We start from the raw sequence: 14,981 nt of genomic DNA on the forward strand, positions 1-14,981 counted from the left end.
TGTTCTTGTGTTATCCTTTTTCTTTTCGTTCTAACTCGGCCTGAAATTCTTCCATAACAGGTTTGACCGTGCTTTCCGGTAAATCAGAAATTTTGATATACATTAAACCGTCAACGGCGTTGTTAAACAAAGGATCAACATTAAATGCAATAACTCTTGCATTTTGTTTAATATATTTTTTAATTAATACAGGTAAACGCAAATTGCCTGGTTCGACTTCATCAATAATTTTGTCAAACTTATTCAAATCGGCTTCTGTCTCATTAAAGACAAAATCTTTATCAGCATCTTTAAGTTTTACTTTGTATTCTTTTTTAGGTCTCACATATTGCGCTATGTAAGGATCATAATAATGTGATTTCATGAACTCAATCATCAACGATTTAGAAAAATCAGAGAATTGGTTACTGATACTCACACCACCAATTAAATACTTATGCTCAGGAAAACGCAATGTTGTGTGTACAATTCCTTTCCAAAGCAAAAATAAAGGCATTGGTTTTTGTTGGTATTCTTTACAAATAAAAGCACGTCCCATTTCAATAGATTTTCCCATCATATCATACAACTCCGGTTCAAAACGGAATAGCTCGTGTAAATAAAAACCGTCGATACCATATTTTGTATAAATATCGGTTCCTAAGCCCATGCGGTAAGCACCGGCAATTTGCTGAGTTTCGTCATCCCACAAAAACATGTGATGATAGTATTTATCGTATTGGTCGAGATCTAAAGATTCATTGGTTCCTTCGCCAACTTCTCTAAAAGTGATTTCGCGCAGGCGACCGATTTCATGTAGAATATTTGGAATTTTATCAGCAGTTACTAAGAAAACTTCATAGTTCTTGCTCTGTAATAATCGGTAATCACCATTTTTCAAGAAAGCCATTTCTTCCAAAATTTGTTCTTGATTTGCTGGTTTTGCAATCTGTTTTGGTGGCTTTGTTATTTTTAATGAAGGCGTGTTGATTAATTTTTGTTCACTTTCAAAAGCATTAGAAAGAATATAAGTTTTTCTTCTTAAGAAATCCCCATATTCAGCAATTGATTCGTGTTCATTCTGTTCGGCAACCGTAATGGGCTTTCCTATGCGAACTTTAATTATTCTATCTTTTTGCGTTAATAATTCACTCGGTAATTTAGCTGTTCGCAATGTATCATTCAAATTCGCTAAAAAATAAAAAAGTTTACTGTTTTTAGCATGAAAATAAATGGGGACAACAGGAACACTTGCCTTTTTTATAATTTTGAGTGCACTTTCCTCCCAAGGTTTATCAACAACTAATTTCCCGTCTTTATAAGTAGAAACTTCTCCGGCGGGGAACATACCTAATGGTTTTCCATCCGCTAGGTGACGAAGAGTTTCTTTAATACCAGCCACGCTTGATTTAGCATCTTTATGGTTCTCAAAAGGATTAACCGGCATGATATAAGGCTTCATAGGCTCAATTCTATGCAGTAAAAAGTTGGCAATGATTTTAAAATCAGGCTCTTTTTCCAGCATGAGCTTTAGCAATAAAATTCCATCAATACCGCCAAGCGGGTGGTTAGAAATGGTAATATAAGCACCATCTTTAGGTAGACGTTTAAAATCTTCTTCAGGAATTTCAAATTTAATCTGAAACTCATCTAAGATAGCATTTAAAAATTCAATATCCTTTAGGTGCTTATTTCTATCGTAGACTTTATTGAGAGTAGAAATCTTAAGAACCTTCATCAGTAACCATCCTGAAAATGTTCCTAAAAAACCATATTTATCGGCATTAATTGCGCTTGCTACTTCTTTGGCTGTTACTAATCCCATTCTCTTTTTTTAAGAAAACAAATATAGTAATTCTACTGAAATATTAAATCTATCCTTAAATTTATGATATCTTAAATTTGATAGTAATTATTTTTTGGATTAAGAAAATTAGTGTTTTTCTTTTTTTAAAATTATAAAAAAAGCATAGATCAATCCTAAAAATAATAGATATCTACTATTATTAAGGTCTAATGTCTGGAGAAGTATGTTTTTCATAGTTAGCAAGTTGTCTTTTTTCAATTAATACAATTACGCTATTTACATTTTGATAGTTTATTTTAAACTTTCTTAAATGTCCTTTGGCTTTTACAACGAGATAATCTTGTCTTACTTTGAGTCCGTAAAACATGAAAAAATATAATATTGCTATATAAGCAACGGTTTGATAGATTTCAATTTCAACAGATAGAAATATCACAATGAAAAGAAGCAGTATATACAAGATAAAGAAAAATACTTTGTGGTATTTCTTCTGCGTCTTTATGTTAACCTGTTCTAGTTCTGTGATGTGCAGTTTAGTGGTTCTGCCTTTTCTCTTCATAACGAAGTAGTCTTTTTCTAAGTAAAACATAACAATACTTTTTTGCTTTTGATTATTTTTTTGTAAGCCCCCCTTCAGTGAAAATAAAAATTTTCACGATTTAGATCATTTTTAGCAGTAGTGTTATTTCTTTTTAGGAAATTTCTAGCAGTATGTTATTTCCACAATAGATACCAATATAATGTATATCTCTATAGCATTATATTTCAATTAGTAGTGTTTTGTAGTTTGATGGATAAATTGTAATTTACGTTTGGGACTGTAACAAATATAATAAAAAATATTAATATAAAAAGTAAAAAAAAACACACAATTTTATTTGTTTGTCGAAAGATTTTTGATTTAATATTGTATTGTTTTGTATTTTATTGACTATCAGTGTTTTTTTAGGATTAGGTTAAAATTAAATTAACATTATGAAATGAAGATAAAAATGAATTCTAAATAAAGTATAGCTTAAAATTTGAATAAGCAGGCTAATTTTATACTTTTGGTGAATATTGATATACTTGGTTCAAGATGAAAATTATTTCTTATAATGTAAATGGAATTAGAGCTGCAATAAATAAAGGTTTTTTAGATTGGTTACAGCAGGCAAATCCCGATGTTATTTGTTTGCAGGAAATCAAAGCGACAGAAGATCAGATTCCGAAAATGGAAATCGAAATGGCAGGTTATCCTTTTCAATATTATTTTCCGGCACAAAAAAAAGGATATAGCGGAGTCGCTATTTTAAGTAAAGTGAAGCCGGATAATGTGGTTTATGGAACCGGAATTGAATATATGGATAGTGAAGGGAGAAACTTGCGTGCCGATTTTGGTGATATTTCAGTAATGAGTTTATATTTGCCTTCCGGAACCAATATTGATCGTTTAGATCATAAATTTCAGTACATGGATGATTTTCAATTGTATATTAATCAATTAAAAAAAGAAATCCCTAATCTTGTAATTTGTGGTGATTACAATATTTGTCACGAAGCTATAGATATTCACGATCCTATTCGCAATGCAAAAGTATCCGGATTTTTACCCGAAGAACGTGCTTGGCTTGATGGTTTTATGAAAAGTGGTTTTGTAGATACTTTTCGTTTCTTAAACAAAGAACCGCACAATTACAGTTGGTGGAGTTATAGAGCAAATGCCAGAGCCAATAATAAAGGTTGGAGAATTGACTATTGTTTGGTAGCGGAACCATTAAGAGATCAAATAAAAAGAGCTTTAATTTTACCGGAAGCAAATCATTCCGACCATTGTCCGGTTCTAGTTGAATTAGAATAAAAGAGTATAAATATTTATAAAATGATTAGAAGAATTGCCTTAGCAGCAGTAGTTCTAGGTTTGACTACTTCTTGCGTATCCAAAAAAATCTACCAAGATCTTGAAAGTAAATACGCTAATTTAAAAAAAGAGCGCAATACTTTAGCTGATGAAAACAAAGATTTGCAAGCAGCCAATAGTAAATTGGACTTAGAAAAAAATGCTCTGCAAGCGGAATTTGATAAATTGAAAGCAGAGCGAGATCAATTAGCATCTGACTACGCAGCTACTAAAAAGAATCTTGATAATTTAAAATCATCGTATGCTGCTTTAGAGAAAAATAGTAATGATGCCTTAGAAAGCAACATGAAAAAAAATCGCGAATTGTTAGCAGAATTAGAAGCTAAAGAGAAAGCTTTAAATGCAGAACAAGAACGTTTAAATAAATTAAAATCGGATTTAGAAGCTTCCTCTACGCGTTTAGCTGAATTGGAAAAAATGATGGCTGACAAAGAAGCAGCTATGGCTAAATTAAAAGAAACCTTATCTAAAGCTTTAAATGCTTTTGAAGGGAAAGGGTTAACCGTAGAACACAGAAACGGAAAAGTGTACGTTTCTATGGAAAACAAATTGTTGTTTGAATCGGGTAGCTGGACAGTAGGAACAGAAGGTCGTAAAGCGGTAAAAGCTTTGGGAACAGTTCTAGCTGATAATCCTGATATTTCCGTTTTAATTGAAGGGCATACGGATAATGATAAAATCACCGGAACAATCGGTGGTGGTGTTGAAAATAACTGGGATTTGTCAACCAAAAGAGCAACAGCTATTGTAAATATCTTATCAGAAAACAAAGGTATTGATAAAAAGAATTTAACGGCTGCCGGAAGAGGTGAGTTTGCGCCATTGGCCACTAATGAAACAGCTGATGGTAAAGCTAAAAATAGACGTATCGAAATCATCTTGACGCCTAAGTTAGATGAGATCACAAAATTGATGAATGAAATTTAAGATTTCTTAAGTCTTCGTTAAAAAGGTCTGAACCATTTGTGTTTAGACCTTTTTTGTTTTTAAACTTCGTAAATTTGGACAACTTAAATGAAAATTGAAATGAAATATACAACTTTACCAAGAACTGATATCAAAGTGAGTACGGTTTGTATGGGAACTATGACCTTTGGCGAACAAAATACCGAACAAGAAGCGCATGAGCAATTGAGTTTTGTTACCGATAACGGAGTAAACTTTATTGATACTGCCGAAATGTATCCTATAGCTGCTCGTCAGGAAACTTTAGGAAGTACTGAACGTTATATCGGTTCATGGTTAAAAAAGACCGGAAAAAGGGATGAGTTGGTAATTGCTACTAAAATTGCCGGACCTAATAGAGGCATGGATTATATTCGTCAGCCATTATCTTTTTCTAAACAAAATATTCACGCTGCAGTTGAAAATAGTTTAAAAAATTTGCAAACCGATTATATTGATTTGTACCAAATGCATTGGCCAGAACGTGTAATGAATATGTTTGGTAAACGCGGAATTGCAGACATTGATCGTCAATGGCAAGATAGTATTTTGGATGTGTTGCAAACATTTGACGGTTTAATCAAAGAAGGAAAAATTCGTCACATTGGTGTTTCAAATGAAAATCCTTGGGGTGTGATGCGCTATTTAATGGAAAGCGAAAAACACGGTTTACCAAGAATTGCAACCATTCAAAATCCGTATTCGTTACTGAATAGATTATTTGAAGTTGGTTTGTCTGAAATTGCCTTACGCGAAGAAGTTGGCTTGTTGGCTTATTCTCCATTAGGTTTCGGATTTTTATCCGGGAAGCATTTAAATGGGATTGAACCTAATTCACGTATTAGCTTATTTCCGCAATTTACCCGTTATACAAGTGAGAATTGTTATAAAGCTACGGCGAAATATCAGGAGATTGCACAAAAACACAATTTAACGCTTTCTAAAATGGCAATTGCTTTTGTAAAAGAACAACCGTTTGTGACTTCAACAATTATCGGAGCAACCACAATGGAACAATTAAAAGAGAATTTTGCAGCTTTTGATTTGGTTTTATCTGAAGAGATTATTGCTGAGATCAATGCGGTTCATGATTTAATTCCGAATCCGGCACCTTAATAAAGAATGAAAAGCGGTTCTTTTGAACCGCTTTTTTATAAAATTAATCTTCTAAAATTGGAGTGATTTTAGTAATGCTGTCTACCATAGTAGAATCAATGGCTGTGATTTTGAGATAATTCTTAGCCGGACCTTGAATGCTAAAAGGTGTTCTAATTAAAGTGTCTTCTGGCGTAATTAAATTGCGTTTTAACATGACGCTTTCAATAAAATGATTGCGTTTCAAAACGTGATCTCTTAAATTTCCATAGGCATCAAATTGCCAAATGAATTTTTTAGGTTTCGGAACAATTGAAGTTAAGTACAAACACTCTTCAAGTGTTAGATCTTTTGCCGATTTATTGAAATAGAATTGTGAGGCTTGTTGGATTCCGTACACTTTTGGTCCCCATTCAATAATATTAAAGTAAATTTCTAACATTCTTTCCTTGCTGATAAACGTATTGTTTTCCAGGATATAAACCAAAATAATTTCTTCTGCTTTTCGGGCGATTGTTTTTTCTTTCGTTAGAAAAATATTTTTAACCAATTGCATACTGATAGTGCTGGCACCTCGAGTGAATTTTTTGGTTTTGATGTTTTTTAAGATGGATTGTTTAAATGCATCGGGCTCAAAACCTTTATGGTAGAAGAAAAACGGATCTTCTGAGGTAAGTACGCATTTTTGTAAATAGGGCGAAATTTCACTAAGTGGAATATAATTGGGATTGCTGGCTCCAATTAAAAATGGTGTTTGCGGAATGCCGTTTTCAATAGGTTGATAGATGAATTCTCCATTTAATTTTAAAAGATTGGCATTGCCAAAACGCGTAACTTTTAGTTTATAGTTAGTTAATTTACTGTCTAACAATATATTATCAGGAGTTGATGTTGAATAACCAAAATGAAGTTTATATTCAAAACTTCCCTCGGCTTCTAAACCTTCAAGTTGTGAAAATAGACCTTTTGGTAGCGAATTAACAAAATCTTGAGCTTTTATCTTTGGTATATAAATACTCGCTGCAACTGTGGTGTCTTTGTCTTTAATAAGTTTTAGATAAGGGTTGATTTTTAATTTTTCGATGTTTATCGTAGAACTACTGTCTAAAACGATAGCTCGGTTTTGAATAATCGTGTGATATTCTATAGACGAATTTTGTATAGTAACATCTTTAGGTGCAATTTTGGGATGATTGACTAATAAGTTTTCCGTAGAAGTTTTACCTTCAATGTGAAAATCATCATCTTCCAATTCCATTTTATAGATTTCGAAAGTAGCTTTCTTGAATTGGGTTTTCAAACCTATTTTTTCTGCCAAAAGAGGAATTTTTACTACCGAATCATTTTTTGCACTTAACTCAATAGTTCCATTTCTTTTTCGTGGATTAGCTGTTCCCTTCAGCGCCCAATTTTGAACGGAATTTTCGGTTTTAATTTTCGTTTCAAAGTCAAATTTATGATCTGAAAAGTGGATTTTAGGGACAAAAACAGAAACGTAATTTGAGAAATCTTGAACTTTTATGTTGAGATTTTGGACTTCCATTTTTTCAGGAAGAAAATTAAGAAGTGTGTTAGTAATACGTTCTGCTAAAAAAGCATAATTGGTTTTCTCTTGTTCTCCTTCGTTTTCTTCTTGCTTTCTTTTAAGAAAATCTTCGTAATTGGTTCCGTATTTATTTTTAATCAAAGCAATAGAGCTATTTTTAAGTTCTAAAGAATTGATTTGTATGGTTCCGGTCAAAAGCGGTAGAAAGTTGATTTTAACACGAACCGATTCTGCAGAGAAAAGAGTGTCTTTTTTTATAGGAATTAAATTCAGATCAAGTAATTCAACTTCGGTTAAACTGGTGAAATGTGCTTCTTTAAGTGTTAACTCACTATTGTAGTCTCTTTTGAGCTTAAATTGTGCTTTTTTTACCGCCTGTTCTAAAAATGAATTTCGAAAGGAAAGTATAAGTAAAAACAGTGTGATTAGAAGAGTCAAAGCAATGATTAAAGCTTTTCTTCGGTTTAAAAACACCGCTCTTCTGTACCATTTCATTTTAAGTTTCATAATGTAGATTGGGCTAGATTAAATCTAAAACTCTCTCCAATTTCATACCTCTTGATCCTTTGATTAAAATCAATGTGTCTTTTGATTGGATGTTTTTAATAGAAGGAGTCAAATCTTCAAAAGTCTCAAAAAAATGAATGTGAGTGGAGTTTACTTGGTGTTCAAAGAATGCTTTTCCAACAAAATAAAATTCGACTTGGGGATGTTCTAGACAATAGCTTACAATTTTTTGATGTTCTTCTGAACTCTCAGAACCTAATTCGAACATGTCTCCTAAAACGGCTATTTTTTTTAGGTTCTCTAATTGAAAGAAATTCGTGAGTGCTGCTTGCATACTACTCGGGTTGGCATTGTAAGCATCTAAAATAATTTTGCAATTTTCTCGCTCAATTATCTGAGAACGATTATTCGTTGGAATATAATTTTCAATTGCCGCTTTAATGGTTTTATTATTGATACCAAAATATTTTCCGGCTGAAATAGCAGCACAAATATTCGTGGTATTGTAAATACCAATTAAATTGGATTGGATTTCTGTATCTTGGAAAGAAACTTTAGCAAACGGATTGGCTTCAATGGTGTCGAAGAAAAGATCAGTATTCTTGTCAGCATTAGAAAAAGTGAAGTGTGCAAAAGCTTGGCTTTTTTCTCTTTGAATTGGGTCGTCCCAATTGATGAATGCCATTTTTTGATGATCGGAAAGATAAGTGTAAAGTTCGCTTTTACCTTTGATAACCCCCTCAACTCCGCCAAAACCTTCTAAATGCGCTTTCCCGAAATTAGTGATGTAACCGAAGTCAGGTTGAGTAATGGAGCAAAGCAATTCGATTTCTTTTTGATGATTAGCTCCCATTTCTATAATTCCTAATTCGGTTTCTTTTGTTAAACGAAGAAGTGTGAGAGGAACGCCAATATGATTGTTTAAATTTCCAATAGTGGCAATGGTTTTAAATTTTTGCGAAAGAATGGCGTTGAATAATTCTTTTGTAGTAGTCTTACCATTACTACCGGTCAGTGCTAAAATTGTAGTTCCTAAAAAACTACGATGATATTTTGCTAATTCTTGAAGTGCAATTAGACTATCTTCGACAAGAATTGTTCTTTTGTTTAAATAGTACTCTTTGTTGTCAATAATAACATAGCTTGCTCCTTTGTTGAGTGCTTCTTTTGCAAACGTATTTGCATCAAAATTTTCTCCTTTAAGAGCAACGAAAAATGAATTTTCTTGAATAGCACGAGTGTCTGTGCTCACACCTGTAGTGGTTAAGAAAAGGCTATGTATTTGATCTATTTTCATAGAGCGAATATACTAAAAAAGCCCTTTCAATTGAAAGGGCTTTTGGTATAAAGTATGTGAAAATTAAAATTTAGGATTTCCTCTTGGTGTCTTTTTGTTAGACTTAGGTCCAACTTTAGACATTGCACATCTGAAACCAATGTAGTCAGTTGCCATATCTTGAGGGAAATATCTTCTTGAAGCCGGATCTAACCAGTATGCTCTATCTCTCCAAGAACCACCTTTGTAAACTCTTACGTTGTCATCAACTAAAGTAGTACGTTTACCTTCTTTCATGTCGGTTTTGTCATACTTTTTAATCATAACTCCAGCGCTATCCACTTCAATTTTGTGTTGAGGAGACTCATACATTTTGTATTTGTCTTCATTTCCTTCTCCGTCTTCAGAAGAACCAAAATCAAAATATCTTGTAGATGATCTATCACCATCTCTATAGTTTCTGTTGTCAGAAGTAGAGAATTGAGTTCTTAAATATGTTTCATTATCGTCAACCGGAACTTGAGCAATTTGACCAGGTAGGTTTCTTGCCATTACTTTACCATTACTTAAAGTATCATAAGTAATGTTGTCAGCTGTTACAACTTCTGTAGTTCCGTCTTCACCAATTTTATTTTTCATATAAACGTTACCTCTATAGTAGTTGAAGTCGTTCGCTTCATCATCTACTGTAGGTCTGTAAACGTCAGCAACCCATTCAGCTACGTTACCGGCCATGTCATATAGACCAAAATCATTTGGAGGGTAGCTTTTTACTTTACTAGTGATGTCAGCACCGTCATCAGACCATCCTGCAACTCCGCCGTAATCACCTTTTCCTTGTTTGAAGTTAGCCAATTGGTCTCCTCTGTATTGTCTTTTTCCAGAACGAGTATATTGTCCGCCCCAAGGGTATTTCTTTTGACCTTTATAAAGGTTGTATTCTCTGTTTCCAACTAAAGCAACAGCAGCATATTCCCATTCAGCTTCAGTAGGAAGTCTGTATTCTGGTAAAATTAAACCGGAACTTCTTTGAGCATATACATTTTTAGCGGTATCCGCTGCTTCTTTTCTTCCGCTAGCATTCATCTCTTTTCTTAAGACTAACTCTTCATTTCCACCAAAAGTTTTACTAGGAGCTGCTAAGTACGTTTCAGTACTGAATGTAGACTCTGCAGATACATCTTTAACTTTAGCATCTTTTTTCAAGTAACCACTTTGTTCTAAGATGTTTTCGTTAACACGGTCAGTTCTCCATTTGCTGAATTCAACAGCTTGAATCCAGTTAACACCTACTACTGGGTACTCTGCATAAGCCGGGTGTCTTAAGTAGTTGTTAGTCATCGTTTCATTGTAGCCTAAACGGTTTCTCCAAACCAAAGTATCAGGTAAAGCACCTGTGTAAATATTTTTATAGTTTTCTTCAGTAGGAGGGTAAACTGTTTTTAGCCAGAATAAATATTCTGTATACATTACATTGGTAACTTCAGTTTCGTCCATGAAGAAAGACTGAACGTGCTGTTGGGACGGGGTGTTGTTCCAGTCGTGCATTGGATCATCTTCAACTTTACCCATAGTAAAAGTACCGCCTTCTACAGGTACCATGCCTGGTGGAGTTTGTTGTTTTTTGTACTTAGTGTTGTACTGAAATCCGCCGTTTTTGTCATTAATCTTCCAACCTGTAGCTCTAGAACCACCTTTGGTTCCTGAATTTTTGCTACAGCTAGCTACACCTAACGCTACTGACAAAGCAACTAGCAATTTTAAAGTCTTCATACTATTAATTTTCATACTTTAGTAGGTAATAATTTTAGTGACGCAAGATAATAATAATGTATTAAAATGCAACACGATTTAAAAAAAAACTAAAAAAAAATAAAATTTTGTTAAAACTATAATAAAGATAACGCTTTAAGGTAAAATTTATTGTAATTGTTAGTAAAAGATAAAATATTTTTTTCTCTTTGTAATATATAAGTTGATTTAGCGTTGTATCCTAAGATGAAAAAAATTGCCATTCTTTTACTTTTTTTAACTGTTTCAGCCATTTCGCAAAATAATGTGACTATAAATTTGGAGTGGAATGGGATGGAAACGTATTCAAAAAACGACGAGTTTACGTTTAAATATCCTGTTTTTAAAGGAGGAACTTTTGACGTGTCTATTTCGGAAAGGGTTATTTTTTCGCGATCAGTATTGGATGTTTCCAACGCAGCTAATGTGTCGTCTTTGTCTATTGTTTCTCTGATTACTGAGGATATTTCGGAACAAGATTTAGGAGATTTGGATAAGACAAAGTTATCTGCTTCGATTGATTCGAAAGTAGAGAATGCAATGGTGAGGGATCAAAAGAAAATAGTTATTTCGTTCTCTCCGATTTTAAAAGAAGGAAGGCAATATAAAAGAGTTAAATCTGTTACGTTTTCTTATCAAAGTGCTTCATCAAGTGCTAAAGTGGTTAATTATTCAGCAATTAATCAAATTTCTAATTCTGTTTTAGCTAATGGGAGTTGGCATCGCTTTTATGTAGAAAAATCAGGAGTTTATAAAATAACAAAGTCTTTTTTACAAAGTTTAGGGTTTGATACTAATGTAGATCCTAGGAATATAAAAATCTTTGGGAACGGAGGGCGAATGCTTCAATTGCAGAATGTTTCGGATTATGTGATGGATATAAAAGAGAATGCGATACAAATTATTGGTGAAGATGATGGAGTTTTTAATGAAGAGGACTATATTCTCTTTTACGCAGAAGGAGTGGATGTGTGGAATGAAGAGAGTTTAACAAGTGTTAATTTGTATGATGATAAATCATATTATTATGTTACAAGTTATGGAGGCTCTGGGAAGCGAATTCAGCAAGCTGTACAGCCTTCAGGTAGTGCTTCTGTTCAGTTTTCTAATTATCACAATGTTCAAGTTTATGAAAAAGATTTGGTGAATCCCGGAAAAATTGGGAGAAGGTGGTATGGTGAAGATTTTAGATCAACAAATAGCCAGAGTTTTAATTTTAGTTTTCCAAATCTAATTACGACAATGCCATTGACTCTTAAAATTAATTTGGCATCACAATCTTATGGGAGCTCTTCTTTTGAGGTAAAAGCAAATGGACAAACTTTAGGGAATGTTAGTTTTCTTTCTTTGCAAGCTAGTGGAGGCGTGCAAGGATATGAAAATGTCTATAATGGGACTTTTACATCTTCGTCGTCTGATATAAATATAGGATTAACGTATAATAATGGAGGAGTGCCCTCCTCTAATGGCTTTTTGGACTTTATTAGGATAAAAGGAGTTTGCGGATTGCAAGGCTATGGACAGCAGTTTTCTTTTTTTAATGAAGATGAGGCAACTAATATAGGTATAGGGGAATATATTCTGACAAACGCATCAACAGTAGGTCAGATTTGGGATGTGACAGATATTTTTAATGTGAAGAATTATCCTAATAATGGGCAGAATAATTTTTCATTTAAAGTAAGTCTTGGTAGTGAGAAAAAATATATGGCAGTTGTGTCTTCTGATTATTATACTCCTTTAAAAGAATCGAATAGTGTTGTTTTGAATCAAAATTTAAAAGGAACGATTTTTAGGAATGTTCAGGGTGGTTTTGAAGATGTGGATTATGTTATTATTACTCCGGTCTTTTTGGCTTCTCAGGCTGAAACATTGGCCAGTTTCCATAGTTTGAATTCAGGTTTGAATACTAAGGTCGTTACATTGGAGAGTATTTATCAAGAGTTTGGTTCTGGGAAAAAAGATATAGCTGCTATTCGTAATTTTATTCGATACGTTTATCAGAATGCTTCATCATCAGAGAATCGAATAAAGTATGTCAATCTTTTTGGAGATGCATCTTATGATTATAAAGATAGAGTTTCGGGGAATAATAATATTGTTCCTGTCTTTCATGGATTTAATCCTAATGCTTCTGAGGTGAATAATAGTTCTAATTTTTCGCTTTACAGTTCTTTTATGTCTGATGATTTTTATGGGTTAATGGATGATGGTGAAGGGCAGATGTTGTTGAGTTATGATGGGATTGATATTGCGGTAGGGAGAATGTTAGTTTCTTCTGTTTCTCAGGCTCAGGAAATGATAAATAAAATAAAAGAGTATTATAATGTGTCGTCTTATGGTCGTTGGCGTAATAGTTATGTGATCTATTCGGATGATGCTGATAATCAAACTGATGTGCAGCTTCAATTTAATTTAAATGAGTTAGCAGATGAGTTGGTGGCGCAAAAACCTTTTGTGAATGTAAAAAAAATACATTCAGACGCTTACGTTCAGCAAGTTGCTGCAGGAGGTGAACGTTATCCGGAGGCAAAAGCAGATTTTTTAAATATGTTCGATATAGGTGCGTTAGTGTTTAATTATTATGGACACGGAAGTGAAGAGTTTTTAGCAAAGGAAAGATTGTTCGAAAAATTAGATGCTCAAAATTTGAATAATCAATACCGTTATCCGCTATTTATTACAATAACTTGTGAATTTACTCGTTTTGATGATCCTGGTAAACCTACTGGTGGGGAATACATGTATTGGAATACTAAAGGAGGAGCGGTTTCTTTAATAGCAACAACTAGGCAAATCGGAGTTACGACAGGATTGATAATGAATAATTATTTGAATGAGGATTTATATGCTTTCGGAACTTATGATTATCCGGCTGTTGGAGAGGCGTTACGTTTAACTAAAATTAGAACGGGTTCAGATAATAGAAGAGTGGTTTTTTGTATCGGAGATCCTGCTTTGCAATTAGCAATACCTAAACCGAAAGTGGTTTTAACTAAAGTTAATGATGTGCCGGTTTCGCAGATATTACCTCCTTTTAGAGCATTAGATTTAATGAAAGTAGAAGGTGAAGTGGTGGATGAAAATAATGTTTTGATGTCCGGGTATAATGGAGATGTAGCGATACAAATTTTTGATAAAAACATTAATAGGTCAACATTAGCGAATAATGGAGTTGTTGCTCCTGGTCCAAACGGAATAACTATTAACGGGGTGCATTTTGCTGAAGGGCAATTGATAAAAATGGATTTTACAACTTTAGGGGAAACTATTTTTAGAGGAAATGCATCTGTTAATGCCGGTAAGTTTGAAATTAGTTTTGTGGTTCCTCAAGATATTCGAATACCTTTAGGTAATGGAAAGATTAGTTTTTATGCTAAAAGTGAATCGCCTGATTTGCAGGATCAAACAGGGTATGATCTGTCAATACAGGTTGGAGGTGTAAACGAAAACGCTTCGGCAGATTCTACTCCGCCAACAATTAGTCTGTATATGAACGATGAAAGTTTTGTCTCCGGAGAGATAACGAATTGTTCTCCTATCCTTATTGTTAAGTTGGAAGATGAAAATGGAATTAATACGGCAAGTGGGATTGGACACGATATAGTAGCAATATTAGATGGAGATGAGGAAAATCCTTATGTGCTAAATGATTATTACGAAACAGAATTAGATGATTTTACCAAAGGGATTATTCGCTTTCCTTTCCGAGATTTAGAAGCAGGAATACATACGGTTTTGGTTAAGGCATGGGATGTGTATAATAATTTGGTTACTATGGAGATTCAATTTAATGCGGTCTGTTCGGATGAAGGATTGCGAATTGAAAGAGTGTTGAATTACCCTAATCCTTTTGTAAGTTATACTGAATTTTGGTTTACTCACAATATGCCGTTAGAGTCATTAGATGTTCAAGTTCAGATTTTAACGATTACCGGGAAATTAGTAAAAACAATAAATCAACAAGTAATTACAGACGGGTTCTTGTGTCGTGAGATAAAATGGGATGGAAGAGATGATTTCGGAGATAAAATAGGTAAAGGAGTTTATGTCTATAAGCTAACCGTTAAATCAACAACAACGGGAAGTAAGAAGGAAAAATACGAGAAACTTGTAATCCTGTAATAAAATAGTA

General features: G+C 33.5%; 9 protein-coding genes. 4 read left to right on the plus strand and 5 right to left on the minus strand.

The window, feature by feature from the left end; translation table 11 throughout:
* Nucleotides 1–10 precede the first annotated feature (10 nt).
* Both ACUSJC_RS01765 and ACUSJC_RS01770 read right to left on the minus strand, forming a co-directional pair.
* A complete protein-coding gene (locus ACUSJC_RS01765; protein ID WP_449267835.1) occupies nucleotides 11–1,804 on the minus strand; it encodes a GNAT family N-acyltransferase in 1,794 nt (597 codons plus the stop codon).
* A 181-nt stretch (nucleotides 1,805–1,985) separates the two neighbouring features.
* The gene (locus tag ACUSJC_RS01770) at nucleotides 1,986–2,375 is read right to left on the minus strand and encodes a hypothetical protein (protein ID WP_449267836.1); all 390 of its coding nucleotides are present in this window, start codon (nucleotides 2,373–2,375) and stop codon (nucleotides 1,986–1,988) included.
* A 489-nt stretch (nucleotides 2,376–2,864) separates the two neighbouring features.
* Here ACUSJC_RS01770 and ACUSJC_RS01775 point away from each other — a divergent pair, with 489 nt between their 5' ends.
* From ACUSJC_RS01775 to ACUSJC_RS01785, 3 genes are all read left to right on the plus strand, one after another.
* Nucleotides 2,865–3,626: an exodeoxyribonuclease III gene (locus ACUSJC_RS01775; protein WP_449267837.1), complete on the plus strand. Its 762-nt coding sequence runs from the start codon at nucleotides 2,865–2,867 to the stop codon at nucleotides 3,624–3,626.
* A gap of 21 nt (nucleotides 3,627–3,647) precedes the next feature.
* A complete protein-coding gene (locus ACUSJC_RS01780) occupies nucleotides 3,648–4,613 on the plus strand; it encodes an OmpA family protein (protein ID WP_449267838.1) in 966 nt (321 codons plus the stop codon).
* 99 nt (nucleotides 4,614–4,712) lie between these two features.
* The gene (locus ACUSJC_RS01785; protein WP_449267839.1) at nucleotides 4,713–5,747 is read left to right on the plus strand and encodes an NADP(H)-dependent aldo-keto reductase; all 1,035 of its coding nucleotides are present in this window, start codon (nucleotides 4,713–4,715) and stop codon (nucleotides 5,745–5,747) included.
* A gap of 43 nt (nucleotides 5,748–5,790) precedes the next feature.
* Here ACUSJC_RS01785 and ACUSJC_RS01790 read toward each other — a convergent pair whose 3' ends face one another.
* From ACUSJC_RS01790 to gldJ, 3 genes are all read right to left on the minus strand, one after another.
* Nucleotides 5,791–7,779, minus strand: a complete 1,989-nt coding sequence (locus ACUSJC_RS01790; RefSeq protein WP_449267840.1) for a transglycosylase domain-containing protein — start codon at nucleotides 7,777–7,779, stop codon at nucleotides 5,791–5,793.
* A 13-nt stretch (nucleotides 7,780–7,792) separates the two neighbouring features.
* Nucleotides 7,793–9,076: a UDP-N-acetylmuramoyl-tripeptide--D-alanyl-D-alanine ligase gene (locus ACUSJC_RS01795; protein ID WP_449267841.1), complete on the minus strand. Its 1,284-nt coding sequence runs from the start codon at nucleotides 9,074–9,076 to the stop codon at nucleotides 7,793–7,795.
* Nucleotides 9,077–9,139: 63 nt separating this feature from the next.
* Nucleotides 9,140–10,843, minus strand: a complete 1,704-nt coding sequence (gene gldJ, locus ACUSJC_RS01800) for a gliding motility lipoprotein GldJ (RefSeq protein WP_449267842.1) — start codon at nucleotides 10,841–10,843, stop codon at nucleotides 9,140–9,142.
* Nucleotides 10,844–11,053: 210 nt separating this feature from the next.
* Between gldJ and porU the strand changes: the two genes are divergently transcribed.
* Complete coding sequence (gene porU / locus ACUSJC_RS01805; RefSeq protein WP_449267843.1) at nucleotides 11,054–14,971, plus strand: type IX secretion system sortase PorU; 3,918 nt, start codon at nucleotides 11,054–11,056, stop codon at nucleotides 14,969–14,971.
* Nucleotides 14,972–14,981 lie beyond the last annotated feature (10 nt).

The organism is Flavobacterium sp. U410 (assembly GCF_053570605.1).